18 protein-coding genes are annotated in these 21,248 nt (G+C 67.6%); 12 read left to right on the forward strand and 6 right to left on the reverse strand.

Annotated features, from left to right (window positions below; all coding sequences use genetic code 11):
- Nucleotides 1–332: 332 nt before the first annotated feature.
- From QUG03_RS22050 to QUG03_RS22070, 5 genes are read right to left on the reverse strand one after another with little or no spacing between them, the layout of a single operon-like run.
- A complete protein-coding gene (locus tag QUG03_RS22050) occupies nucleotides 333–1,244 on the reverse strand; it encodes a GNAT family N-acetyltransferase (protein WP_227106064.1) in 912 nt (303 codons plus the stop codon).
- The gene (locus QUG03_RS22055; protein ID WP_500821000.1) at nucleotides 1,241–2,515 is read right to left on the reverse strand and encodes a phenylacetate--CoA ligase family protein; all 1,275 of its coding nucleotides are present in this window, start codon (nucleotides 2,513–2,515) and stop codon (nucleotides 1,241–1,243) included. Before QUG03_RS22055 ends, QUG03_RS22050 begins: the two co-directional genes overlap by 4 nt.
- Nucleotides 2,512–4,935 (reverse strand): acyl-CoA reductase, encoded by a 2,424-nt coding sequence (locus QUG03_RS22060; RefSeq protein ID WP_500821001.1) that lies wholly within the window; start codon nucleotides 4,933–4,935, stop codon nucleotides 2,512–2,514. The genes QUG03_RS22055 and QUG03_RS22060 overlap by 4 nt, the downstream gene beginning before the upstream one ends.
- A gap of 1 nt (nucleotide 4,936) precedes the next feature.
- Nucleotides 4,937–6,088 (reverse strand): LuxE/PaaK family acyltransferase, encoded by a 1,152-nt coding sequence (locus QUG03_RS22065; protein WP_500821002.1) that lies wholly within the window; start codon nucleotides 6,086–6,088, stop codon nucleotides 4,937–4,939.
- Between the two features lie 29 nt (nucleotides 6,089–6,117).
- Nucleotides 6,118–7,308 (reverse strand): MFS transporter, encoded by a 1,191-nt coding sequence (locus QUG03_RS22070; protein WP_235085396.1) that lies wholly within the window; start codon nucleotides 7,306–7,308, stop codon nucleotides 6,118–6,120.
- A 567-nt stretch (nucleotides 7,309–7,875) separates the two neighbouring features.
- Between QUG03_RS22070 and QUG03_RS22075 the strand changes: the two genes are divergently transcribed.
- From QUG03_RS22075 to QUG03_RS22100, 6 genes are all read left to right on the forward strand, one after another.
- Nucleotides 7,876–8,361, forward strand: coding sequence for a putative pterin-binding protein (locus QUG03_RS22075; protein WP_107801495.1), 486 nt, complete (start codon nucleotides 7,876–7,878; stop codon nucleotides 8,359–8,361).
- A 392-nt stretch (nucleotides 8,362–8,753) separates the two neighbouring features.
- A complete protein-coding gene (locus QUG03_RS22080; protein ID WP_500821003.1) occupies nucleotides 8,754–10,826 on the forward strand; it encodes a M60 family metallopeptidase in 2,073 nt (690 codons plus the stop codon).
- 230 nt (nucleotides 10,827–11,056) lie between these two features.
- Nucleotides 11,057–12,013, forward strand: a complete 957-nt coding sequence (gene choX / locus QUG03_RS22085; RefSeq protein WP_500821004.1) for a choline ABC transporter substrate-binding protein — start codon at nucleotides 11,057–11,059, stop codon at nucleotides 12,011–12,013.
- A complete protein-coding gene (cdhC, locus tag QUG03_RS22090; protein ID WP_107801498.1) occupies nucleotides 12,010–12,912 on the forward strand; it encodes a 3-dehydrocarnitine:acetyl-CoA trimethylamine transferase CdhC in 903 nt (300 codons plus the stop codon). Before choX ends, cdhC begins: the two co-directional genes overlap by 4 nt.
- 1 nt (nucleotide 12,913) lies before the next feature.
- Nucleotides 12,914–13,876 (forward strand): L-carnitine dehydrogenase, encoded by a 963-nt coding sequence (locus QUG03_RS22095; RefSeq protein ID WP_107801499.1) that lies wholly within the window; start codon nucleotides 12,914–12,916, stop codon nucleotides 13,874–13,876.
- Nucleotides 13,869–14,339, forward strand: coding sequence for a thioesterase family protein (locus QUG03_RS22100; protein WP_500821005.1), 471 nt, complete (start codon nucleotides 13,869–13,871; stop codon nucleotides 14,337–14,339). The genes QUG03_RS22095 and QUG03_RS22100 overlap by 8 nt, the downstream gene beginning before the upstream one ends.
- A gap of 8 nt (nucleotides 14,340–14,347) precedes the next feature.
- Here the strand turns inward: QUG03_RS22100 and QUG03_RS22105 are convergent, their stop codons facing one another.
- Nucleotides 14,348–15,283, reverse strand: a complete 936-nt coding sequence (locus QUG03_RS22105) for a GlxA family transcriptional regulator (protein WP_107801501.1) — start codon at nucleotides 15,281–15,283, stop codon at nucleotides 14,348–14,350.
- A 327-nt stretch (nucleotides 15,284–15,610) separates the two neighbouring features.
- On the opposite strand from QUG03_RS22105, the gene QUG03_RS22110 reads away from it, so the two are divergent.
- From QUG03_RS22110 to QUG03_RS22135, 6 genes are all read left to right on the forward strand, one after another.
- Nucleotides 15,611–16,336, forward strand: a complete 726-nt coding sequence (locus QUG03_RS22110; protein WP_500821006.1) for a substrate-binding periplasmic protein — start codon at nucleotides 15,611–15,613, stop codon at nucleotides 16,334–16,336.
- A 462-nt stretch (nucleotides 16,337–16,798) separates the two neighbouring features.
- Complete coding sequence (locus QUG03_RS22115) at nucleotides 16,799–17,920, forward strand: Re/Si-specific NAD(P)(+) transhydrogenase subunit alpha (protein WP_107801503.1); 1,122 nt, start codon at nucleotides 16,799–16,801, stop codon at nucleotides 17,918–17,920.
- 10 nt (nucleotides 17,921–17,930) lie between these two features.
- Nucleotides 17,931–18,227: a proton-translocating transhydrogenase family protein gene (locus QUG03_RS22120; protein WP_019101645.1), complete on the forward strand. Its 297-nt coding sequence runs from the start codon at nucleotides 17,931–17,933 to the stop codon at nucleotides 18,225–18,227.
- A gap of 9 nt (nucleotides 18,228–18,236) precedes the next feature.
- Nucleotides 18,237–19,613 carry an NAD(P)(+) transhydrogenase (Re/Si-specific) subunit beta gene (locus tag QUG03_RS22125; RefSeq protein ID WP_107801504.1) on the forward strand — a complete coding sequence of 459 codons (1,377 nt, stop codon included), beginning with the start codon at nucleotides 18,237–18,239 and terminating at the stop codon, nucleotides 19,611–19,613.
- Nucleotides 19,614–19,787: 174 nt separating this feature from the next.
- Nucleotides 19,788–20,462 (forward strand): META domain-containing protein, encoded by a 675-nt coding sequence (locus QUG03_RS22130; protein WP_500821007.1) that lies wholly within the window; start codon nucleotides 19,788–19,790, stop codon nucleotides 20,460–20,462.
- A 65-nt stretch (nucleotides 20,463–20,527) separates the two neighbouring features.
- Nucleotides 20,528–21,205, forward strand: coding sequence for an META and DUF4377 domain-containing protein (locus tag QUG03_RS22135; RefSeq protein ID WP_227106041.1), 678 nt, complete (start codon nucleotides 20,528–20,530; stop codon nucleotides 21,203–21,205).
- Nucleotides 21,206–21,248 lie beyond the last annotated feature (43 nt).

Genomic DNA, 21,248 nt, shown 5'->3' on the forward strand with positions numbered 1-21,248 from the left:
GGGGCATTGCGGGAGGAAAGGTGGAAAAGGTCATCACGGTCTCCATGTCAGCTTTGGAAACCTGCCCAGGCGAGGCTGGGACAGGCACATGACAAGGTGGCAAGACCGGCTTACTAGACCAACGACCGGCAGTCCAGAGGACTCCCTGCCACGGCCCGTCCCGAATGGGTACGGCGTGGCAGCAGACGTAGCAGTGCCAAAGGCGGACACGACTTGTCTGCGGTCTAGTAATTTATAGGCTTGCCAGCCCGACGCGGCGTGATTGAGCGCAGCGCGGGACCAAGCCTAAACAGGCTGGCAGAGGCCGTCAAGGCGCAGGGGAGGCACGGGCCTCAGGCGGCAACCGCCGCCGCCACCTGCCGGCTCAACTGATGCAGACGATTGGCCAAGGGGCAGCTCAGCGCCAGTTCCTGCCGGCCGTGTCCGCGCAGCAGCAACGCCTGCCAGCTGCCGTCCGGGCCGGGCACCAGGCCGCCGCAGACGAAGCCGGCCTGTTGCAAGGCGTCCGCCGCGCGCGGGGCGTCCGGCCCCAGCGCCAGCCTGACGTAGACCAGCCGTCCGGCCGGCAGCGCCGCCACTTCCCGCAGCCGGCCGCCGCTGACGTCCTCCAGCCCCACTTCCAGCCGCCGGCCGTGGCTAGCGATGCTGAGTCCGCCGGCCGGCCCCTGCGCCGGCGGCGGCGCGCTGCCGAAGGCGCGGGTCAGCGGCGTCAGCCATTCCCGCCACGCCGCCGGCCAGTTCAACGCCGGGATCGGCCGGCTTTGCAGCGGCAGGCAGCCCAGCACGATGCTTTCCGGCTGCGGCTGGCCAAACGGCGAGGCCACGTAGTCCAGCAGCAGGCCGGTGGTGTGGAAGCCCAGGGTCTTGGCCAGGCGCTGGCTCTGGCCGTGGGACGACACTTGCTTGATGGTGAGCATGCTCAGGCCCAGGGCAATGCCTTGGGCGCGCAGATGGCGGCCCAGCGCGGTGGCCAGGCCCTGGCCGCGCGCGTCCGGGTGCACCACGTTGAGCGCCAGCTCGGCGCTGCCCGGACAATGCGGGTCGCGCCACAGCGCGGCGTGGCCCAGCACCCGGCCGCCGCTCACGGCGACGGCGGAATGCCAGCGGCCGGCGGCGTTGTGGCGGCGGATCATAGACGGCAGATACACGTCGGGATAGACGTAGTGTTCGCCGTAGATGGCGCGGAACAAAGCGCTGACGCCGGCGGCGTCGTCCGCCTGGAAATCGCGGATGGCGATGCTCATGCCGCCACCTCGTCGTAAGCGCGCTGGTCCACCACGCGCATCAGCTTGCCGGAACGCGGATGGGTGAGCATGGCCTCCGGCGCGCAATATGCGACGTCCAGCCGCAGCAGGCCCTGGCGGCAGAGTTCGGCCAAGGCCGGTTGCGCGGCCAGCAGCCGTTCGCGCAGCGGCTCCGCCGCCGGGGCCGGCGCGTATTCGCTGGCCACCCGCAGGCTGAGGGTGTCGACGCCGTCGCGGCGGCCCACCAGCAGCTGCCAGGCCAGCACGCCGTCCTGTCCCCGCAGCAGCGGGTCCAGCTCGTCCGGGAACAAGGACAGCGTGCAGACGCGCACGCGGTGGCCGCGGCTGGCGCGCCCTTGCAGCGCGAATTTGCGTTCCGGCCGCCCGGCCGGCTCGCGCCAGCAGGCCAGATCGCCGGTGGGATAGCGGATCACCGGCATCAGCCGCCGTTGCAGATTGCTGACCACCAGCAGGCCTTTGCGGTCCGGCTCCGTGATCGGCAGGCCGCTGGCCTCGTCGATGATTTCGACGATGGTGTCGGCGTCGAACACGCGGTGTTCGCCCTGGGCGCAATCCGGCCCGGCGGCGCCGATCAGGCCGGCGTCCACGCTGGCGCAGCCGATGGAGCCGATGCGGGCATTGGGAAACGCCCGGCCCAGCAGGGCCAGTTGTTCGGCGAACAGGCTTTCGCCGCCGTAAAGCAGGCAGCGCACGCCGGGCAGCGCGCGGCCGGCCTGTTGCAGCCAGCTGGCGAAGCGCACCAGCTGCACCGGCACGCCGGCCAGCACATTGATGTCCAGCGTATCGATGGCGTCGGCCAGCGCCGCGTCCTCGACATTGCAGGTGAAGGGAAACTCCACCACCGGCGCCGGCGAGTGCGACAGCGCGCCGTGGATGAACAGCAGGCTGGTGTAGAGATCGCCGGCGAAGAACAGGTTGGCGACGCGGTCGCCGGGCAGCAGCTGCCGGCCCAGGCCCTGGCCGAAGGCGCGCACAAAGGCCTGCCATTCGTCGCGGCGGAACACTGACAGCTTGCCCTCGCTGGTGGAGCCGCCGGTTTTGAACACATGGCCGTCCGCCAGCGGGCCGCTCAGCACCGGCCAGTTTTCCAGCGGTTGGCATTGGCGCCAGTAGTCCGCCGGCTCGATCAGCGGCAGATCGCTCAGCGTCCAGTCCGCCGGCAGCTGGCGGTACAGCGCGCTGAAAAACGGCGAGTGAGCGCGGGCGTGTTCCACCAGCCGGCGCAGCCCGGCCTCCGTGGCGGCCTTCATCGCGCCGGCTCCGTGTTGCGGCGCAGGTCCAACACCAGCGGGGTCTTGCCGCTTTGCGGATGGCGCTGGAACTGGCCGGCCGGGGTGGCGATGACGTCCAGTTGCAGCAGGCCGCCGCTGACCACCTCGTTCAGCATCGGATGTTGCAGCAGGCGGGCGCGCACCTGCGCGGCATCGCCGTCGGCCAGCACCCGGATGCGGTCGCCGCCGCTGGCGGCGTGGTCCACCAGCCATTGCACAGCCAGGCCCAGCGGCGCGGACAGCGCTTCCGGGTTGACGAAGATGGTGCCGGCACGCAGCAGCGCGCCGTGGCGGCCGGTGAGCTGGAAGCGCGGCGCCGGCAGGCCGCAGCCGCAGCGGCCGGGCAGCCAGCGGCCCAGATCGCCCAGATCATAGCGCCGTACGCTTTGGCCTTCTCGCGCCAGCGAGGTGAAGGCCAGGCGGCCGACGGCGCCGGGCGCGGCCGGGCGGTCGCTGTCCTGCTCCAGGATTTCCAGCCACTGGATATCGGCCAATAGATGGAATTCGCCGTCGCGGCCATGGCCGCAGGCGTGGCCCAGCGGGCCGGCGTCCACCGATCCGTACATCGCGGAGCGGATCAGCTCCACGCCGAAGCCGGCCAGGAACTGGCGTTGGCCGTCGCTGATGTGTTCGCCACCGCAGAACAGCTTGCGCACGCCGCCGTAGGCGCGCAGCGCGGTTTCCTCGCATTCGAACAGGCGCTGCAAGGTGCCCGGCATCCCCACCAGGGTGTTGACGCCTTGGGACACGATGAAGTGGGCGATCTGGCTGAAGTCGTCGTCCACCGGGCCGCCCATCGGGTATTGCGGCACGCCCAGCTTGTCCAGGATGGTGAAGAAGCTGAGCATGCCGCCGTAGAGGTTGCCGCCGTAGAGCAGATTCATCACCCGGTCTTGCGCCGGGTCCAGGCCGGCGGCGAGCAGGCCGTCCGCCGCCGCCTGCATCTGGCGGTGGTAGTCGCGGTAGCTGAAGCCGGCCAGTTTGGGTTTGCCGCTGCTGCCGCCGCTGCGGAAGAACAGCTGGGCGGCCGGCCCCATCTCGGCTTGCTGGAAGGCCGTTTTGTCCATCACCGGCAGCGCGTCCAGGCCGGCCGGCGGCGGCGGCAAGGCGTCCAGCGTCGCATGGCCCGGCAGCTGGCCGTCGCGCAGGCTGACCGACACCCGCCGCGTCAGCCGGCTCAGCGCGTAGACGCCGTCGTGCGGCTCGCCGGCGTAGCCGTCGTGCATCGCTCCCGCCGGGCACAGCCGGCCGACGCCGGCGTCCAGCAGCAGGCGGCTGAGCGCCGGCAGCTGTTCCGGCGCGGCGATCAGGCCGCAGCTTTGCAAATGGGTGCGCCAGGGCAGCAGCAGTTCCACCAGCCGCGCGCGCGGCGCCGGCCGCAGTTGCAGGGTGCGGAACAGCGGCGAGGCCGCCAGTTCCTGGCGCTGCGCCCAGGCCACGCGCCAGCCCTCGCCCTGCTCCACCGCGCCGGCCACGCCGGCGAAAGACTGGTCCAGCCGCAACATGGCCAGCTGGCTGGAGATTTCCGCGGCTTCCTGCACGTCCGGCTGCAAGGCCGGCCAGGCCGGCGCGCGCCGCGCCAGCGCGGCGGCCATGGCCTGGGCCGCGCCGCGCAAGACGGCTTCGTCCTCGCTGTCCACCAGCAGGCATTGCGGGCTGGAGCAGGCTTGCTGGTCGAAACGGCAGACGTCGTCGGCCAGCGCGTCGTAATCGGCCTCCGTCGCCGCGGCCGGGTCCAGGTAGGCGAAGCTGATGCGGTGGCCCCAGGGTATCCAGCGGCAGCCGGCCGGCACTTGGCGGCGGATCGCTTCCAGCGCGGCGTCACCGCCCCAGGCGGACACCGCGTCGGCGCGGGCCAGCAGGCCAGCCAGTTGGTCGGTGGCCAGCGGCAGCACCGCCACGTGGGCGGCCAGATCGCCGGCGGCGTCGTGGCTCAGAAAATCGGCCAGCAGCCGCGCGCTGCGGCCTTGGTCGCTGCCGCTGGGGCGCAGCCAGTTGACGTTGCCGGCCAGCAGGCTTTCCAACACCGCCATGAAGGGCAGCAGCGGCGCGTTGGCCGGGGTGATGTGGGCCACCAGGCCCAGCGGCCGCCAGCTTTCGAAGCGCGGCTGACGGTAGTCGAAGCGGCGCAGCGAGAAGGCCTGTTCGCCCAGTTCTCGGCTTACCTTGGCTTCCAGCGCCTCGCGCCGGCAAAAACCTTGCAGCGCGTCGACGGCGGCGGCGTCCAGGCCCAGGGCCTCCGCCCGTGCCGGCAGCGCGGCGGCGAAGCGCTCGGCGCAATCCAGCACCGCGTCCAAGGCCGGCGGCCGGGCCAGCGCGGCCGGCAGGCCGGCTTGCAATTGCGCCAGCGCGGCGGCGGCGTCCGCGGCGGCGTTCAGTGTTCCGTTCAATAGATACATATCAGGATTCCTTGATCAATTCGGAGGCGGCCACCGCGCAGCTGCGGCTCTTGCTGGTGCCGGCGCGGCCCAGCAGTTCGAACCAGTCGGTGGCCAGGCCGCAGCCGCAGCTCTCGGCCGGATGCAGCACGGCCAGATCGCCCATCACGATGCTGTGGGCCGGGCTGGAGGTGATGTAGGGCGACAGCAGGTTGAGGAAGCCGGCGGCGCCGTAAGGCTGCGGTCGCAGGCTGGCGGTGTCGCGGATCACGGCGCGGGCGTAGCTGGGCAGGTGGAAGCGATGGCGTTCGCATTCCACGTAAGGCACCGGGTGCTCCACCGCGCCGTAGCCGTCGCGGCAGCGCGCGTCCGGAATGCCCAGTTGCTCGCCCAGCCGCCGGTACAGCTCGGTCTTGGGAATGGCGCGGTCGGCGTGGGTTTTCCAGCCGCCGCCCAGGAACACCAGCGATTCCGGGTGCAGTTGCAGCGGCGGCAGGCCCAGTTCCCGCATCCGTTCCAGCGCGAACCACAGGAAGGCGGGGAAGCCCAGCATGCGCACCGGCAGGCCTTGTTCGGCGAAGTCCTGCAAGGCGCGGATCACGCCGAAGGGATCGAACTCATTGCCGTGGCCGTTGTGGCGCAAGGCGTAACAGGCCTGGTTCACCGGCGCGTACTTGCACAGGAATTGGTCGGTGTAGGCGGTGCCCAGGGTGATGGCGCCGGCCGGCTCATAGCTGAGCAGCAGGTAGTTGCACGGCTGTTGCGGCGTGTCCCAGCCGTAATGCCGGAAGATGCGGTCCACCATGCTTTGCGCCGCGCCCAGGCTGCGCGCGTCGTAACGCATGCGGCTTTTCTGGCCGGTGGTGCCGGAGGAGGTCAGCTCCAGCGCGTCCTGGCCGGCGGCGCTCACCACCAGTTGGCGTTTGAAGTAGTTGGCGAACAGCGGCGGCAGCCGCGACCAATCGTCCAGACCGTCCAGACCGTCCAGACCGTCCAGACCGTCCAGCGCGGCGGCGTCCAGGCCGTTGGCCTTCAGCCAATGGCGGTAGCCGGGCGTGTGTTCGCAGTGGTAATGGCTCAGCTCGCGCATGGCGGCGTCGAACAGGCGGTCGCCGTCGGCATCGGCGCGATAAGGGTGTTCCAGCGCGCACAGCGCGTCGACATGGTTCAGCATGGTGGAGCTCCGGGAATGAGGAAGGGGATTCAAGCCGCTTGCAGCGCGTAAGCGCGCTGCTTGAGCAAGCGCCACAGCGGCCAGGCCGCCAGGCCGGCGCCCAGCGCGGCCCAGCCGGCGAAGGCTTGCAGGCCGGCGCCTGCGCCCAGCCAGGCCAGCGCGCTGCAACCCAGGCCGAGCAAGGCGGTGGAGATCATGCCCAGCATCGCCGCCACCGCGCCCTTGCCGCTGTCGCTGGCGTAGAGGGTGAAGCGGTACAGGGTGGCGTGGCCCAGGCCCAGGCCGAAGGCGTACAGCGTCAGGCCCGCCGCCAGCGCCGGCAGCGCGCCGCTGGACCAGGTCAGCGCCAGCATCGCCGCCAGGCCGCCGAACAAGGGCAGCAACGCCAGCCGCAGCACCCGCTCCAGCTCCAGGCGCGCCGCCAGCCGGTTCAAGGTCAGATTGCCGGCGATCAGGCCGCCGAACACCGGCAGCTGCCACAGGCCATATTCAATGCCGGACAGGCCCAGGCCGCGCATCAGCAGCAAGGGCGACAGGCCGATCCAGCCCACCAGCGGGATGGACAGCAGGCCCAGCGCCACGCTGCCCTGCATGAAGGGGGCGTTGCGCAGCAGCGCCGCGTACTGGCGCGCGCTGCGGCCCAGGCGCAGCGGGCTTGCCGCCAGCCGGCTGCCGTCGCGACGCTCCGCGCCCAGGGTTTCCGGCATCCAGCGCCACAGGCCGACGGCCACCAGGGCCGCCAGCGCGCCGATCAGCGCGAACAGGCCGCGCCAGGGCAGCAGGCCCAGCAACAAGCTGCCCAGCAGCGGGCCGACCAGCGGCGACAGCAGCGCGATATTGGCCAGCAAGGCCATCAGGCGCACCGCGTCTTTTTCCGGAAACGCTTCTTGCAGCGCCGGATAGCTGACCACCATCACGAAGCCCAGCGACAGGCCCTGGATGAAGCGCAGCAGATTGAACAGCTCGATGTCGCGGCTGCCGACGGCGGCGAGACAGGCCAGGGCGAAGCCGACGGCGCCGGCCACCAGCAGCGGTTTGCGGCCGTAACGGTCGGACAATGGGCCAATCAGCCATTGCAGGGCCACCCCGCCCAGCAGATAGGCGTTGAGCGCGGTGGGCACGTGGCGGGCGTCGGCGTTCAAGTCCGCGACGACTTGCAACATGGCCGGCATCACCATATCGCTGCCGATATACGTCAGCAGTTCAAAAGCGGCCAGCAATAGGCAAAAGCCTAACGCCCGGCCCCGGGAAATAGGCAGCAGGGATTGAATTGAGTTTTGACTCATAAAATATCTAGGTAATTTAATGGCGGTCCTATAAAAAACACGGACCATTTAAAACCGACAATAAAAAACGACGCGGAAAAGTGAACTGCGCGGCATTTGTTTCGGTGATCAAGCAGCGCCGAAGAATGACATCGGCGTACTTAGAAGGGGCGAGATTATAGACAGGCTTGCGAATTGAATTGACTGCCCTATTGGACAGTTATTCTAGAGTAAATATATTAATATCCAAGTTTGGCGACGGATATTTATACAAATAAACCATAACATAAAATAATATGCAAATGGCAAGTCAATTAATATTTGGAGGGACGATTCCAATCAAAACCACCAATGGATTGAATGATGATTTTCCAAATAAGAATTTAAATCGCGCAGCCTCATGCAGACGGCCAGCCCGCAAAGAGCTCGTTTTCATTGCTTTGCAACAAGCATGACAATGGATTCCCATGGTTAAAATGTCATCTTCACTGACATCCCCCATGCCTTCAGGAGCCCATCCCCATGAGATCCGTCCTGCCCTTTGCCGCCTTCCTGTCGATGTTCTGCGCCGCGCTTGCGCTGGCCGGCGCGCCGCCGGCGCTGGTGGTCACCGGCCAGATCAAGGTGTCCAATCAGACCCGCGCCGGCGAATACCACTTCAGCAAGGCCGATCTGGAGCGCCTGCAGCAGCGCACCATCCAGACCAAGACCACCTGGACGCCGAAGTCGGCCTTTACCGGCCCCACGCTCTCCGCCATTCTGCGCGCCGTGGGCGCGACCGGGCGGCCGGTGGAAGTGGTCACAGAAGACCAGTACAAGGTGGTGATTCCGCCCGGCGACCAAAGCCGCTATCAGCCCATCCTGGCGCTGCGCATCAATGGCCGGCCGCTGGAGGAGATGGGCTTCAGCCAGTGGATGATGTATCCGCTCAACGACTTCCGCGAACTGCAAACCGCCGACATCGACGCCAAGCTGGCCTGGCGGGTGAAGGCGCTGGTGGTGCGTTGAGCGCGGCGTAGCGCTTAGACCCGCTAACAAAACCACTGATGCTGCGTTGCGCCGACTTGCCTCAGCCGTAAAACTGAGTTTTGTTAGCGGCTCTTAAGCCGCTAGCCAAGCGCTGATGCCGCGTTGCGCCGATTGGCCTCAGCCGCGAGAGCGGTTTTTATGAGCCGCTTTTAGCCGAATTCTCGACTAAAAATGTCAATGCTCTGAATAAATCCAGTTAGTCCCAAGTAAATATTTACCTGAATAAAATAAGAACTTTGGAATAAGAAGCGGACTCCAGTGGGTAGGCTCCCGCCCTTCATGCCAGCGGGAGCCAGGGCGCAACCCGCAACTGGACAGGCCGTGCCCTGCGCCCGCAGCAGTCCGGCATGGCCTGATGGAATAAGAGAAATATGCACGCATTTAAGCTCAGTTCCTGTCTGTGGCTTGGCACCGCGATGGCCGCCAGCCTGCCCTCTCTGTCCGCCTTCGCCGACGCGCCGCGCCAGCTGACGCTGGAACAGCGCGGCGATCCGGGGGAATGGCTGCTGGCGCACCGCCGCGGCTTCCTCACCCATCCCACCCAGTCCACCGGCTATTGGGCCCGCAAGGGCGAAGCGCTGAGCGTCAATATCGCCTATCAGGGCACGCCGCCCAATCTGCCCCCGGAGCTGTGGCTGGTGCCTATCGCCAACGCCAACAGCGCCATGCCGTCCAATCAGGTGGTCCAGCTGCGCCCCGGCCTCAATCAGATCACCGCGCAGAACGACGGCGTGATCTATTTCGCGCCGCGCAGCCAGCCCGGCAGCGGCAAGATCGTGGCCACGCTGCAAAGCGGCGGCCGCGAAATACCGCGTTTCGTGCTGGGTCAGCACAGCAGCGCGGACTGGAACGCCATGCTGAACCGCCTGTCGGCCGAGCCCTACGCGGAGCTGGTGGGCAAGCGCATGATCGTGACCATGCCGCTGCCCATCCTGCGCCAGCAAGTGGACGATCCGGCCGCCGCCATGACGCTGTGGGATCGCATCGTCACCCTGGCCGAGGAACAATACGGCCTGGCCGCCGGCAACCCCTACCCCCACGCGGCGACGCCGTTCCAATACCAGTTCGTCACCAAGCCGGACAGCAGCGGCGGCTATATGTCGGCCAGCAATTACTGGCTGGGCACCAATGTCGGCGGCGCCGGCTCGGTGGCCAACTCCAAATTGCTGCAGCAGGACGGCTGGGGCCCCTGGCATGAGCTGGGTCATCACTACCAGATGCCGGCGATGACTTGGAACGACCAGACCGAGGTGACGGTGAACCTGACCTCGCTCTATGTGCAGCGCGCCTTGGGTCAGCGTTCGCGGCTGGAAACCGGCGGCAAATGGGACTTGGTGCGCCAGCACCTGAACCAGGCGCAGCCGTCTTACGAGGCGCAAACGGACTTGTTCGTGCGCGCGGCGATGTTCTGGCAGCTGGACCTGGCTTTCGGCAAGGATTTCTACAGCCGGCTGGGACAGCGCTACCGCAGCATGCCCTTCGCCGAACTGCCCGCCAACGACGAGGACAAGCGCCAGCGCTTCATCATCGAAACCAGCCGCGTCGCCGGCCAGAATCTGACCCCGTTCTTCGACAAATGGGGCTTGAAGGCCAACTCGAGCACCCGGCAAACCGTGAGCAGCCTGCCCGTCCTGTCGCAGCCGATCTGGCTGAACCGCGACGAAAACCTGCTCTATCGCTATCCGCTGGAACAGCAGGGCCTGGCCGGACGCGTGTCGCTGCCGGCCTCCGTCAACGCCGGCGGCACGTTCAACGTGGAGGCGCGGGTCGTCAACGCCGGCGGCAAGACCCTGCGTTACCAGTGGCAGGTGCCGACCGGTTTCGGCGGATCCACCGGCAATGGCGCGACGGCGACGCTGACCGCGCCCGCTCAGGCGCTGCAAGGCGCGTACGCGCCGATACGCGTCACCGTCAGCGACGGCGTCACCCAGATGACGCTGGGCAGCGCCATCCAGCTGCGCCGCCCCGGCGCGCAAGGCTACGACGCGATGATTCTGGCCGCCTACAACAAGGGTGCGCTGCAAAAATGGAGCGAGAGCCGCGCGGGCACGCCGGGCGACGTCTACGTCTACGACAACCCCTACCGCAACACCCGCGACTACTTCCAGCTGAAAACCGCCAGCTACGGCTATTTCCCGACCGAAGGCGGCAGCAACGCCGGCTGGCAGTTCCTGGACAGCTACAACGGCGCCCCGCTGTCCGCCACCCAGTCCTACGATCTGGCGATATTGACCGCGCAGCGCAAGAGCCGCCTGAACAGCTGGAGCGACAGCCGAACCGGCACGGTGGGGGACGTCTACGTCTACGACAACCCCTATCGCTCCACGCGCGACTACTTCGTGCTGAAGAACGCGAACTACGGCTACTTTCCCACCACCGGCGTCAGCAACAGCAATTGGACCTTCGTCGGCTCCTATGACGGCAGCCAGTACCTGACCCCGTAAACCCGGGTTCCGCAACCGGCGCCGGCCTCCCTCGTCGAGGCCGGCCCGGTCGCCCGGGTGACGGCATTGGTCGCTCCCGTGCGCTACTATTCGGCGCCGCCCGCCTAGATTGGTCCTTGCGCTCCGGCTCCCTCCGAGTCCGCGGCGTCGACATGGCCACGGCCATGCCTTCCAACCCAGCGGCCCGGCGCTGCCCGTCGGCAACGGAACCGCTTGCGGGAGAAGCCGACATGAAACTCTCCACCCCCTGGCTGGCGCTGCTGTGCGGCGCGCTGGCCGCCCAGGCCTGGGCCGCGGAGCCGGAAAGCTGTCGCAAGATACGCTTCGCCGACATCGGCTGGACCGATATCGCGGCCACCACCGGCCTGGCCTCCGCCGTGCTACAAGGCTTGGGCTACCAGCCCAGCACCCAGCTCGCCTCGGAGCCCATCGCCTTCACCGGGCTCAAGAACCAGCAGATCGACGTGTATCTGGGCTACTGGGTGCCGTCGCAAACGCCGGCCATCACGCCCTTTCTACAGGCCAAGGCGCTGCAAGTGCTGCCCGAGCCCAATCTGAGCGGCGCCAAATACACGCTGGCGGTGCCCAGCCAGCTTGCGGAGCAGGGCCTGCGCACCTTCGCCGACATCGCGCGCTTTCGCAAACAGCTGGACGGCAAGATCTACGGCATAGAATCCGGCAGCCAGGGCAACGCCATCATCAAGCGGATGATCGCCAACAACGATTTCGGCCTGAAAGGCTTCACCCTGGTGGAGTCCAGCGAAAGCGGCATGCTGGCCGCGGTATCCCGCGCCATCCGGCAACAACGCATGGTGGTGTTCCTCGCCTGGGAGCCGCATCCGATGAACTACCTGATGCGGCTAAGCTATCTGGCCGGCGGCGACCAGGTCTTCGGCGCCGAATACGGCGGCTCCAAGGTCTATACCGTGGTGGCCAACGGCTTCATGCAGCGCTGTCCCAACGCCGGGAAGCTGATCAGTCAGCTGCGCTTCAGCCTGGACATGGAAAACCAGGTGATGAACGCCATCCTCAAGCGGGTCCCGCCCGCGCGCGCCGCGCGCCAATGGCTGCAAGCCAACCCTCAGCCGCTGGAACGCTGGCTGGACGGCGTCTCCTCCTTTGACGGCAAACCCGGCCTGCCCGCGGTCCAGGCCTATCTGCGCCAAGGCGAAGGGAACGGGCCATGAACCGGGACATCGTGCTGAGCTGCGCCGTCACCGGCGCCGGCGACACCGTGGGCAAGCACCCGGCGATACCGGTCACGCCCAAGCAGATCGCCGCCGCCGCGGTGGAAGCGGCCCGCGCCGGCGCCACCGTGGTGCACTGCCATGTGCGCGACCCGCTCACCGGCAAGGGCAGCCGCGAGCCGGCGCTGTATCGGGAGCTGGTGGACCGCATCCGCGCGTCCGGCGTGGACATGATTCTGAATCTGACCGCCGGAATGGGCGGCGACGTGGAGATCGGCCCCGGCGAGCGGCCGCTGCCGCTGGGGCCGGGCACGGATCTGGTCGGCGGCCTGGAGCGCCTGCTGCACGTGGAGGAACTACGCCCGGAAATCTGTACCCTGGACTGCGGCACGCTCAACTTCGGCGACGGCGACTTCCTCTACGTGGCCACGCCCGGGCAGCTGCGCGACGGCGCGCGACGCATTCAGCAACTGGGCGTCAAGCCGGAGCTGGAAGTGTTCGACACCGGCCACCTGCGCTTCGCCAAACAATTATTGAGCGAGGGGCTGCTGGACGCGCCGCCGCTGTTCCAGCTCTGCCTGGGCATCCCCTGGGGCGCGCCGGCCGACACCACCACGATGAAGGCCATGGTGGACAGCCTGCCGCCGGGCGCGCAGTGGGCGGCCTTCGGCATCGGCCGGCTGCAAATGCCCATGGTGGCGCAAGCGGCCTTGCTGGGCGGCCATGTCCGGGTGGGGCTGGAAGACAATCTGTATCTGGCCAAAGGGGTGTACGCCAGCAACGGCGCGCTGGTGGAACAGGCGCGGCGATTGCTGGACCTGATGGGCGCGCGGGTGCTGACGCCGGCGGAAGGCCGGATCCGCCTGGGCCTGCCGCCGCGCGGCGTAAAAGGAGATTGAGATGCACCGTACCGACATCGCCACCCTGGGCCTGCTGGGCGCCGGCGTCATCGGCGGCGGCTGGGCCTGCCGCGCGCTGGCGGCCGGCCGCGACGTGCTGGCCTGGGACCCCGCGCCGCAGGCCGAAGCGCGTCTGCGCGCCCAAGTGGAGCGCGCCTGGCCGGCGCTGGAACGCCGCGGCCTGGCCGCCGGCGCCGCGCCCGAGCGGCTGCGCTTCGTCTCCCGGCTGGAAGACTGCGCCGCCGCCGCCGACTTCATCCAGGAAAGCGCGCCGGAAACGCTGGCGCTGAAACGGGAGCTGCATCGCCGCGCCGACGCGGCCGCGCCGGAGACGGTCATCATCGCCTCTTCCACCTCCGGCCTGCTGCCTTCCGAGTTTTACCAGGATGTCCGCCGTCCGGCGCGCTGCGTGGTGGGCCACCCCTTCAATCCGGTCTATCTGCTGCCGCTGGTCGAGGTGCTGGGCGGGCGCGACACCGCGCCGCAGGCGCTGGACGCCGCCGAGCGCGTCTATACGGCGCTGGGCATGCGGCCGCTGCGCGTGCGTCACGAGGTGCCCGGCTTCATCGCCGACCGGCTGCTGGAGGCCCTGTGGCGGGAAGCGCTGCATCTGGTCAACGACGGCGTGGCCACCACCGGCGAAATCGACGACGCCATCCGCTTCGGCGCCGGCCTGCGCTGGGCCTTCATGGGCACCTTCCAGACTTACGCCCTGGCCGGCGGCGAAGCCGGCATGCGCCACTTTCTGAGCCAGTTCGGCCCGGCGCTGCAACTGCCCTGGACCCGGCTGCCGGCCCCGGACTTGAGCGAGGCGCTGATAGACCGGGTGGTGGACGGTTGCGCGCGCCAGCTGGGCCAACGCTCCATCGCCGATCTGGAACGCTATCGAGACGACTGCCTGATTGGAATCATGGAAGCGGTGGCGGCCGCCAAGCGCAAGCATGGGCTGGCCGCGCATGAATAAGCGCCTCGTCCTGCTCCGCGCGCAAACGCGGCCGGAATGGCTGGACTACAACGGTCATGTCCGCGACGCCTATTACCTGCTGGTGTTCAGCCACGCGGTGGACGCGCTGATGGAGCGCATCGGCATGGACGCCGCGGCGCGCGAGCGCGGCGGCCACACCCTGTACACGGCGGAGCTGCATCTGCGCTATCTGCGCGAAATCCGCCAACAAGCCGAGCTGAGGGTGGAGGGGCGGCTACTGGAGCGCGACGCCAAGCGGCTGCGGCTCTATCTGAGCCTGCATCGCGACGAGGAGGCCGACGCCGCGGCCGGCTGCGAGCTGATGCTGCTCAATGTGGACCCCGGGCTGGGCCGGAGCGCGCCGTACTCCGCGCCGGTGCGGCACAGCCTGGACGCGCTGGCGCGGCGACAAGCCGGCCTGCCCTGGCCCGAGGATTGCGGCCGCCGCATCGAGATGCGCTGAGAAGCGGTTCACGCCTCGCGCCGCTCCGTCCCCGGCGCGCAGCCGAAGCGGCGGCGATAAGCGCGCGCGAAGTAGCTGGCGGACTCGAAGCCGCACGCCGCGCTGACCTGGGTGACGTTGAGCCCGCTCTGGCGCAGCAAGCGCCGGCCGTGTTCCAGGCGCAAGCCCAGATAAAAGACATTGGGCGCCGCGCCCAACTGGGCGCGGAACAAGCGTTGCAGCTGACGCGCCGTCACCCCCGCCCCGGCCGCCAAGGCCGCGCTGTCCAGCGGCGCGTCCATATGTTTTTCCATCAGGGCCAGGGCCTGGATCAGCTTGCGGCTGTGCACGCCGTAACGCGCGCCCAGTTCCAGCCTTTGATGATCGCTCTGGGCGCGGATGCGCCCCAGCACGAATTGCTCCGAAACCTGCACCGCCAGATCATGGCCATGGCTGCGCGCCATCAGGGCCAGCATCATGTCGATGGAGGCGGTGCCGCCGGCGGAACTGATGCGCCGCGGCCCCAGTTCGTAAAGCTCCTGCGTGGCGTTGAGCAAGGGATAGCGCTCGCGGAACGCCGGCAGCGCCTCCCAGTGCAGGGTCAGCCGCTGCTGCCGGAACAGTCCGGCCTCGGCCAGGACGAAACAGCCGGTGTCGATGCCGCCCAGCACCCGGCCGGCGGCGTCCTGAGCGCGCAGCCAGGCCAGCAGGCCGGCCCCGCCGTGGCGCAGCGGATGAAAGCCGGCCACCACCAGCACCGCGTCGGCCGCCTCCGACTCGCCCCAGCCGCCATGCGCCGCCAAGGACATGCCGTTGCTGGCGACCACCGGCCGGCCATCGGCGCTCAGCAGCCGCCAGCGATAGGCCCCGCCGTGAAAGCGGTTGGCCACGCGCAAGGGCTCGGTGGCCGCCAGCAAACCCAGCATGGAAAACTCGGGCAGCAGCACAAAGCTGAAATCCCGCATGCTCAGCCCTTGTCCGCGGCAATGATGAAACCCATGGCGCGCCTTCGTTAAACATGTTTACAATCAACAGCCTACCGTTCATCCACTGAAAACGGCAAGCCGACGCGCGGCGATCCACGCCGGTCCGCGCCGCGCCAGCCAATGGGACAGGTTGCCGATGCGGACATTTCCAATACCATATTGTTTCCATGGTTTTTTTCGGAACGGTGAATTTTTCCGCCCGCGCCGCGCCAGGCCGTCCGATAATGACCCACTGGCCGCAGTCGGCAGCGCGGGGCCGCCGACGCCCGTTCGCACCTGTTCATCATTGTGAAACTCAAGTCTCTTTTGGCTCTGGTCTGCCTGCTGGCAGGCATGCAGTGCGCGGCGGCGGAGCCGACACTGGTCTTCGCCTACAATCTGTTCCCGCCCTGGAAGACCATGGACGCCCATGGCGTGCCGCAAGGCCCTTACACCGAGCTGATGCGGGAGGTGGCCAGGCGCGCCAAGCTGCGGCTGGTCTTCCTGCCCTGCCCGCTGGCGCGCTGCCTGCAATACCTGCGCCAGGGCAAGGCCGATGTGGTGATCGGCGTGAAGAACACCGCCTCCCGCCGCGAATTCATCGACTTCATCGAACCCGCCTTCGCCAGCGGCAGCCGGCTGGCCCTGTACCAGCGCTCCGACGACCCGCGGCCGCTGCGCAGCTATCGCCAGCTCTATCCCTTTTTGATCGGCGTGGTGGAAGGCGTCCGCTATCAGGACGAGTTCGACGGCGATCTGCGCCTGCGGCGCGAGCCGGCCCCGTCGCTGGACTCCAACTTCCGCAAGCTCAAGGCCGGCCGCATCGACGCCTTGATCGCCGACGAGCGCCAAACCGCCGAGCTGGCCGCCGAAGCCGAATTCCGCCAGCACGTGAGACGCTCGCCGCTGCTGCTGTATTCGCCGGAGCCGCGCCGCATCGGCCTGTCTCCGCGCTCCCCGTACAAGCGCCGCATCTCGCTGGCGATGCGCTCCATGCTGCAGGACGGCACCGTGGCGCGGCTGCTGGCGGAAGCCCAGCGGCCGGCCTCCTAACCGGCCCGCCGTCGCGCGCGCGCAACAGCCGGCGCCCGCCTCCGCGGCCGCGCGCGCCGGCTGGCAACTGGCGCTTGTCGCAGCTTTACAAGCCGCGCCATCAACGCTAGTGTCCTGCATAAGCCTTGCCGGCAGCATATGCGCGTCGACCGGCCGCACCCGCCTCCGCGCCTTGTTCCGCCTGCCCGCCAACGGCCGCTTCGCCGTCTTTCTTCCGCATTCCCGCTCCAACAGCCGCTGACTGGCCTCTGTCTGATTCACGTCACATCGCTGCTGTAGGGTTTTGCTAGCATCCGGCCCTTTCACTGTCGAAATTGTCCGACGGTATACGGTCGGCAATATAAGTGTTGCGCGGAAAAATCCCGCATGCCTTTAATTGAATTCAAACGCTCGTTCGATTTTGCGCCGCACGGGCGTTCGCTATCTGGAAACTTTGTTATCTAATCGCAGGAAAGGAAGACCATGCATATCGCTATCCCAGCCGAGAGGCTGGCCGGTGAACACCGCGTGGCCGCTACGCCGGACACGGTGAAGAAGCTCGTCGCCGGCGGCCACGCCGTCACGGTGGAAAGCGGCGCCGGCCTCGCGGCCGCGCAGCCGGACGCGGCCTATCAGGAAGCCGGAGCCGCCATCGCGGCGGACCGCGCCGCGGCGCTGGCCCAGGCCGACATCGTGCTGACGGTGCGCCCGCTGGACGAGGACGGCATCGCCGCGCTGAAGGACGGCGCGGCGCTGATCGGTCAGCTCAACCCCTATCACAACCACAGCCTGCCGGCGCTGGCCGCCAAGCGCGTCTCCGCCTTCGCGCTGGAGCTCTTGCCGCGCAGCACCCGCGCGCAGAGCATGGACGTGCTCTCCAGCCAGAACAATATCGCCGGCTACCGCGCGGTGCTGCTGGCCACCCAGCACTATCCGCGCTTCATGCCCATGCTGATGACCGCGGCCGGCACGGTGAAGCCGGCGCGGCTGCTGATCCTGGGCGTGGGCGTGGCCGGCCTGCAGGCCATCGCCACCGGCAAGCGCCTGGGCGCGGTGGTGGAGGCCTTCGATGTCCGGCCGGCCACCAAGGAGCAGGTGGAATCGCTGGGTGCCAAGTTCATCGAGGTGCCGATGAGCGAGGAAGAAAAAATGGCCAATAGCGGCGTCTACGCCAAGGAAATGTCCGAGAGCTACCGCCAGCGCCAGGGCGAACTGGTGGCCAAGCACGCCAAGGCGGCGGACATCGTGATCACCACCGCGCTGATCCCCGGCAAGCCGGCACCCAAGCTGCTGTCGGCCGATGTGGTGGCGGAGATGAAGCCCGGTTCGGTGATCGTGGACCTGGCGGCGGAAACCGGCGGCAACTGCGCGCTGACCCGGCCCGGCGAGACCGTGCGCCTGGACAACGGCGTCACCGTCGTCGGCCAGACCAATCTGCCCGGCCTGCTGGCGGCGGACGCCTCCAGCCTGTACGCCAAGAACCTGCTGACCTTCCTCGGCCTGCTGCTGACGCCGGAAGGCCTGAACCTCAATCTGGAAGACGAGATCCTGTCCGCCACGCTGGTGACCCACGCCGGCCAGGTCCGCTTCCCCGCCGCCGATTAAGGAGAACAAGATGGTCGATCCTTTCATCACCAGCCTCACCGTCTTCGTGCTGGCCGTCTTCGTCGGCTACCACGTGGTCTGGAACGTCACCCCGGCGCTGCACACCCCGCTGATGGCGGTGACCAACGCCATTTCCGGCATCATCATCGTCGGCGCCATGCTGCAGGTGGTGGACATCAACGGTTCCGAAATCACCCTCACCTCGGTGTTGGGCACCATCGGCATCTTCCTCGCCAGCATCAATATCTTCGGTGGCTTCCTGGTCACCCAGAGGATGCTGGACATGTTCAAGAAAAAGAAGAAATAAGGGACCACGATGGAAAACCTGTCCGCAATTCTTTATCTCGTAGCCGCGGTGCTGTTCATCCTGGCGCTCAAGGGCCTGTCCAGCCCCGCCTCCGCCTTGCGCGGCAACCTCTACGGCATGATAGGCATGCTCATCGCCGTGGCCACCACGCTGCTGATCATGGACAAGCCGGTGCTGGCGCTGATCGCCTCCGCCATCGTCGCCGGCGGCGCCATCGGCGCGTGGAAGGCCAAGACCGTGCAGATGACCGGCATGCCGGAACTGGTGGCGGCGATGCACTCGCTGGTGGGCCTGTCCGCGGTGCTGATCGCGGTGGCGGCCATCTTCCACAGCGGCGTGGAGCACACCCAGGTGCAAAAGGTGGAGCTGTTCATCGGCGCCTTCATCGGCGCGATCACCTTCACCGCCTCGGTGATCGCCTACGGCAAGCTGTCCGGCCGCTTCGGCTCCAAGGCCGTGAACTTCAAAGGCCAGCACCTGCTTAATCTGCTGCTGGCCGTCGCCATGGTCGGCTTCGGCGTGGTCTATTTCCTCAGCGACAGCCAGGCCGCCTTCCTGACCATGCTCGCCATCGCGCTGGCCTTGGGCGTGACGCTGATCATTCCGATCGGCGGCGCCGACATGCCGGTGGTGGTGTCCATGCTCAACTCCTACTCCGGCTGGGCGGCCGCCGGCATCGGCTTCACGCTGAACAATCCGGTGCTGATCATCGCCGGCGCCTGCGTCGGCGCCTCCGGCGCGATTCTGTCCTACATCATGTGCAAGGCGATGAACCGCTCCATCGTCGCGGTGCTGCTGGGCGGCTTCGGCGCCGAGGCGGGCACGGGCGGCGGCGCCGGCGACGGCGGGCCCAAGAACCACAAATCCGGCTCCGCCGAGGACGCGGCCTTCCTGATGGCCAACGCCGACAGCGTGATCATCGTGCCCGGCTACGGCCTGGCGGTGTCCCGCGCCCAGCACGCCTTGCAGGAGTTCGCCGAAATCCTGCATCAGAAAGGCGTCAACGTGCGCTACGCCATCCACCCGGTGGCGGGCCGGATGCCGGGCCATATGAATGTGCTGCTGGCCGAAGCCGAGGTGCCCTACGAACAGGTGCAGGAGATGGAGGAGATCAACTCCGACTTCTCCAACACCGACGTGGTGCTGGTGATAGGCGCCAACGACGTGGTCAACCCGGCCGCGCAGAAGGACAAGACCAGCCCGATCTACGGCATGCCCATCCTGGACGCGCACAAATCGCGCAGCGTGATCGTGGTCAAGCGCTCGATGAACGCCGGCTACGCCGGTCTGGACAATGAGCTGTTCTATATGGACAAGACCATGATGGTGTTCGGCGACGCCAAGAAGGTGGTGGAGGAACTGCTCAGGGGAGTGGAGCAGCTGTAAGGCTCCGCCCCATGCCTCCGGCATTTCAAAACCGCCCAATGTTTTAAGCTTGGGCGGTTTTTTGTTTCCATCTATTTCTATCCCCGCTTTTCCGCCCCGCCGCGCTTCACAAGCGGCGCCCGCCCGGTGTATTGTAAACAAATATTAGTTTTTGTTTATACATGGAGTATGGCAATGCAAAATACTGGCTTCTCCGCCCGTCGCCTGGCGGCGCTGTGGCTGGGCGCGCTGGCCTTGCCGCTGCCGGCGCTGGCCATGCCCAATCTGCAGGGAACCGAATGGCGGATGGTGGAGCCCGCGCCGGTGGGCCAAACGGCGCCCACCCTGGCTTTCCACCCGGGCAAGATGACCGGCTTCGCCGGCTGCAACCGCTTCGTCCGCACCCTGGACGCCCAGGGCAAGCCGCAGGTGGCCACCACCCGCATGGCCTGCCGGCCGCCGCTGATGGAGATGGAGCAGCACTTCGTCGCCTTCCTCTCCAGCCCCTTCCGCGTCTTGCCGGACGGCCGCGCGCAGAAACTGGTGCTGAAATCGGAGCGCGCCGAATACCGCTTCGTGCGGCTGACCCCGGACGCCGATCCGGCGACGCAGCCGGCCAAGCTGCAATACCTGTACGTGGCGCCGGAACGCCAGGCCTGCCACAACGGCGAAGCCTCGCGCGACTGCCTGCAGGTGCGCGAACGCGCGGAACAGAGCTGGCGGCCGCTGCAAGGCGAAATCGCCGGCTTCCACCCCAAGCCCGGCGTCAGCTATTACATCAAGCTGAAACCGGCGGCGCAGGCCGACGCCGGCTCGCGCTGGACATTGGAACGCATCGTCTACAGCGAGGAAGTCAGCAAACTGCGCTGAACTCTTGAGAACGGCGGGCGCTCCAAGTGCAGCCCGTCCCTGCCCTTAACCACGGAACATCGATAATGAAAAAATCGCTTTTGCTCGCCGCACTGACCGCAGCCGCCCTGAGCGCCTGCGCCACCCCGCAAACCGGAGCCAAAATGGACGCTCAAGCGGATATCAAACTGGAGGCGCTGGCCGGCCAATGGAAGCAGGACGCCGCCGAACACCCGATCACCCTCAGCTTCAAGGACGGCGGCGTGTCCGCCCGCGCCGGCTGCAACGGCATGTTCGGCCCGGTGTCGCTGGAAGGCGGCAAGCTGGTCAGCAAGCAGTTGGCCAGCACCTTGATGATGTGTCCGCCGGAGGCGATGGAGCGCGACCGCGCGCTGGCCGCCTTCCTGGGCGCCAAGCCCGCGGTCAAGCTGGCCGGCGACAAGCTGACCCTGCAGGCCGGCGACAAGACGCTGAGCTTTGACCGCCAGCCCTCGCTGGAAGGCGGCGTCACCCGCTTCGTCTACGTGGCCGCCGAGCGCAAGCCCTGCACCGGCGTGGCGCCGATGCAATGCCTGCAGATCCGCGAAAGCAAGGATCAGCCGTGGCAGCTGCACTACGGCGAGATCGAGGGCTTCAAGCCGGAGCCGGGCATCGCCTACCGTCTGCGCCTGAAGGAATTCAAGGTGGCGAACCCGCCGGCCGACGCTTCGTCCCTCCGCTGGGTGCTGGACATGGTGGTGGAGCAGGAAGTCGTTAAGAAATAACAGCCCATTCACGAGCTCGCGAGCAAGACCGGGCGTTGCGGCG

It is taken from the genome of Chromobacterium sp. CCUG 30098 (genome assembly GCF_059916605.1).

Excerpts from the sequence above, each read along its gene's own strand:
- QUG03_RS22105 (WP_107801501.1), bottom strand. The coding sequence starts at position 15,283 with ATGCGGGATTTCAGCTTTGTGCTGCTGCCCGAGTTTTCCATGCTGGGT.
- cdhC (WP_107801498.1), top strand. The coding sequence starts at position 12,010 with ATGAACCGGGACATCGTGCTGAGCTGCGCCGTCACCGGCGCCGGCGAC.
- QUG03_RS22135 (WP_227106041.1), top strand. The coding sequence starts at position 20,528 with ATGAAAAAATCGCTTTTGCTCGCCGCACTGACCGCAGCCGCCCTGAGC.
- QUG03_RS22120 (WP_019101645.1), top strand. The coding sequence starts at position 17,931 with ATGGTCGATCCTTTCATCACCAGCCTCACCGTCTTCGTGCTGGCCGTC.
- QUG03_RS22100 (WP_500821005.1), top strand. The coding sequence starts at position 13,869 with ATGAATAAGCGCCTCGTCCTGCTCCGCGCGCAAACGCGGCCGGAATGG.
- QUG03_RS22050 (WP_227106064.1), bottom strand. The coding sequence starts at position 1,244 with ATGAGCATCGCCATCCGCGATTTCCAGGCGGACGACGCCGCCGGCGTC.
- QUG03_RS22055 (WP_500821000.1), bottom strand. The coding sequence starts at position 2,515 with ATGAAGGCCGCCACGGAGGCCGGGCTGCGCCGGCTGGTGGAACACGCC.
- QUG03_RS22080 (WP_500821003.1), top strand. The coding sequence starts at position 8,754 with ATGCACGCATTTAAGCTCAGTTCCTGTCTGTGGCTTGGCACCGCGATG.
- QUG03_RS22060 (WP_500821001.1), bottom strand. The coding sequence starts at position 4,935 with ATGTATCTATTGAACGGAACACTGAACGCCGCCGCGGACGCCGCCGCC.
- choX (WP_500821004.1), top strand. The coding sequence starts at position 11,057 with ATGAAACTCTCCACCCCCTGGCTGGCGCTGCTGTGCGGCGCGCTGGCC.
- QUG03_RS22130 (WP_500821007.1), top strand. The coding sequence starts at position 19,788 with ATGCAAAATACTGGCTTCTCCGCCCGTCGCCTGGCGGCGCTGTGGCTG.
- QUG03_RS22125 (WP_107801504.1), top strand. The coding sequence starts at position 18,237 with ATGGAAAACCTGTCCGCAATTCTTTATCTCGTAGCCGCGGTGCTGTTC.
- QUG03_RS22095 (WP_107801499.1), top strand. The coding sequence starts at position 12,914 with ATGCACCGTACCGACATCGCCACCCTGGGCCTGCTGGGCGCCGGCGTC.
- QUG03_RS22075 (WP_107801495.1), top strand. The coding sequence starts at position 7,876 with ATGAGATCCGTCCTGCCCTTTGCCGCCTTCCTGTCGATGTTCTGCGCC.
- QUG03_RS22065 (WP_500821002.1), bottom strand. The coding sequence starts at position 6,088 with ATGCTGAACCATGTCGACGCGCTGTGCGCGCTGGAACACCCTTATCGC.
- QUG03_RS22115 (WP_107801503.1), top strand. The coding sequence starts at position 16,799 with ATGCATATCGCTATCCCAGCCGAGAGGCTGGCCGGTGAACACCGCGTG.